Genomic DNA, 3,056 nt, shown 5'->3' with positions numbered 1-3,056 from the left:
GAGCTGGTGCACACCGCGTGGAACTGGGCCGCCGAGCAGTTCCAGGTGGTGTTGGCCGACGCGCTGGGCGCCGGGGTGGTCAGCGGGTTGCTGGCCGGCGCGGTGCTCTTCGCCATGCTGCTGTTCCACGCGGTCGAGGAGCCGGCCCGGCACTGGATGCGCAGCATGGCCGGGGCCGGACGGCCCGCCGAGCCGGCCGCGCCCGCACCGGACGGCCCGGTCGGCATCGATCTCGACCGGGTCGACGACATCCTGGAGGCGCCGCGGCCGGTGCCGGTGCAAGCGAGGTGACACGACGGTGGAGGTGGCGGTGACCCGGCTGGTGACGGCCGTCTCGGCGACGGTGCTCGCGGTGACGGCGATTGCGCCGTGGCTCGGGCCAGCGGCCGGCCACCCGGCAGCGCGTCGCCACGACCGGACGACGTTGCTGGACGCCGCGGTGAACCGGGTGGCGGTGATCGGGGACTCCTACACCGCCGGATCGGCCGGCGGTGGCCGCTGGACCGAACGGACCTGGCGGGCGCTGGCCGGCGGCGGCGTGGACGTCTCCGCCGACGTCGCCGCCGAAGGGGGAGCCGGCTACGGGGTCCGGGGCGGCCGGGGCGCGACGTTCGGCGACCTGGCGGCGCGGTCGGTACGCTCGGACGACGCGCTGGTGGTGTTCTTCGGCTCCCGCAACGACCGCGATGTCGACCCGGCCCAACTGACCCGGACGGTCGCCGACGCGCTCGGCCTGGCCCGCCGGATGGCGCCGTCGGCACGGCTGTTGGTGATCGGCCCGCCGTGGCCGACCGCCGACGTGCCCGGCGAGGTGCTGCGCATCCGCGACGTCGTCGGCGGGCAGGCCGGCGCCGCCGGAGCCGAGTTCGTCGACCCGATCGCCGGTGCCTGGTTCGTCGGCCGGCCGGAGCTGATCGGCCCGGACGGGGTGCACCCCACCGACGCCGGCCAGACCTACCTGGCCGAGATGATCACGCCGCTGATCGGTGCGCGGCTGCCGGGCACCGGCTGATCGCGTCAGTCCGCTTTGCGGATCAGTTTCTGCAGGGCGACCCGGTCGGCTGCCAGCAGCTCGGCGACCCGCGGCTGATTCACCTCGGCGACGATGATCTCGCCGACCTCCTGGTGCACATCGGAGAAGATGCCGTGCGCTTTCATCTTCTCGGTCTGGTACTGGTTGTCCTGGGTCGGGGTGACGTAGTGCACCGCCTCGGCCTTGAACCGGTGAATCAGCCACAGGTGGGTCAGGTCCATCAGCCGCTTCTGGCGCAGCTTCTCGGCGAAGGTGTTCTGGTCGCGCACGGTGAGGATGCTGCGGCCGTGCCGGTCCTTGATCGGGTCGACGATCACGTTGGCCAGCGGCTCATCGCTGTTGCCGTAGATCCCGAGTTCGAGGATGTCCGAGCCGGCTCGCCGGGGCCGCAGCTGCACGGTCAGCTTCTCCGGAAGCTGGTAGTGCTCGCTCCACAGCGCCAGCCACTCTTCCAGCAGCTTCTTCGGCACCTCGGTCTGGATCAGGTGCTGGACCTGGGTGGAGCCCTTGCCCATCGCCTTGGTGGTGGCGGTGCGTCCCGACGAGGCCAGCAACGCCGCATCGCTGCGCGGCCCGCCGACCAGGGTCTGCGGGGTGCGGTACGGCGACTCGACCAGCCGCATCTTGCGCTGCAGCCGGGCCAGTGCCAGCATGCCTTCGTCGCGCAGCGCGGTGGCGAACTCCTCGGCGGCGACACCGTCGACCTGATGGCCGCCGTAGGTGATGAAGTTGAAGACGAAGCCGAGCTTGCCGATCTCCTCGGGGAAGCGTCGCATCTCCTCGTCGCTCATCCCGGTGGTGTCCCAGTTGAACGACGGCGACAGGTTGTAGGCCAGCATCTTGTCCGGGAACTTGGCGTGGATCGCCTCGGCGAACTGTCGCGCGTCGGCGAGGTCCGCGGTCTTGGTCTCCATCCACAACAGGTCGGCGAACGGCGCCGCGGCAAGTGATTTGGCGATCGCGTACGGGATGCCGCCGCGGACCTGGTAGTAGCCTTCCGGGGTCTTGGCCAGCTCGCAGTCCCAGCCGGCGTCGACACCGAGCTCGGCCGCCCTCCGCCGCGCGGTGTACAGCGGCGCCTGGCCGGCGAACTCGCGCCACTCGGCGGCGCTCACCTCCCGCGGCTCACCTTCGCGTTCGTTGAATTGCAGCACCTCGGCGACCGCCTCGCCGTAGGTCATCAGCCCGGCGTCGTCCTGCCAGGCGTCCACGAAGGCCGATTCGACCTTGTCGTACAGCGCGTCGAGCGACTGACCGCGGTCCTTCTGCCAGGCCGCGGCCGCCTCGGCGATCGCGTCGGCGATGCCGTGGCCGGCCAGCCAGGCGTCCGCGGCCGCGTACTCGGCCTCCGGCAGCGCGTAGAGCAGGTGCCCGTTGAGCTCTTTGACCCCGGCCTGGTGGAACTGGCGCATCATCGCCAGGAAGCACGCCTTGTAGGGCGGGATCGCGGTGTTGGTGGCGCCGAGCAGGAACGGCTGATCCCGTTCGTCGGCCCGGCTGTCGATCAGGTTGCCGGCCTCCGCGTCGGTGCGGGCGACGACGATGCCGGGCACCCGCATCACGTCCAGCTGGAATCGGGCGGTGTTGAGCCGTTTGATCTGCTCGTCGGACGGCACCAGCACCTTGCCGCCCTGGTGGCCGCATTTCTTGGTTCCCGGTCGTTGGTCTTCGATGTGGTAGCCGGGCACGCCCGCCTCCACGAACCGGCGGATCAGGTTGCGCACGTGCGGATCGCCGCCGTGACCGGTGTCGGCGTCGGCGATGATGAACGGCCGGTAGTCGACCGCCGGGGTGGCGGCCCGTTCGGCGTCGGTCATCCGCAGCCGCAGGTACTGCTGGTTGCGGTCGGCGGTCAGCAGCGCGCGCACCAGGCCGGCGGCCTCGTCGGGCACCTGGCTCAGCGGGTAGCTGGCCAGGTCCGGCCCCGGGTCCTCGGTGATCGATCCCTTCGCGGAGGTTGCCCAGCCGCCCAGGTAGATCCCCTCGATTCCCATCCGCTTGATCGTCACCGCCTGGCCCGGGG

General features: G+C 71.3%; 2 protein-coding genes and 1 pseudogene. 2 read left to right on the top strand and 1 reads right to left on the bottom strand.

The features are described 5' to 3' along the window. Together AC2VNT_RS02365 and AC2VNT_RS02360 are read left to right on the top strand one after the other, a co-directional pair. Nucleotides 1-291: pseudogene (locus tag AC2VNT_RS02365) on the top strand (acyltransferase family protein); the annotation flags it as partial. Between the two features lie 31 nt (nt 292-322). Then, entirely contained in the window at nt 323-1,012 is a 690-nt protein-coding gene (locus tag AC2VNT_RS02360) for an Rv0518 family GDSL lipase (protein ID WP_486945326.1), read from the top strand. Nucleotides 1,013-1,017: 5 nt separating this feature from the next. Here the strand turns inward: AC2VNT_RS02360 and AC2VNT_RS02355 are convergent. Beyond that, a partial coding sequence (locus tag AC2VNT_RS02355) for an isocitrate lyase/phosphoenolpyruvate mutase family protein (RefSeq protein ID WP_486945325.1) occupies nt 1,018-3,056 on the bottom strand: 2,039 nt, incomplete at its 5' end.

This window comes from Mycobacterium sp. TH-M15 (assembly GCF_057473705.1).
Note: the sequence above shows the minus strand (reverse complement) of the source record. Positions and strands in the feature narration are given on the sequence as shown.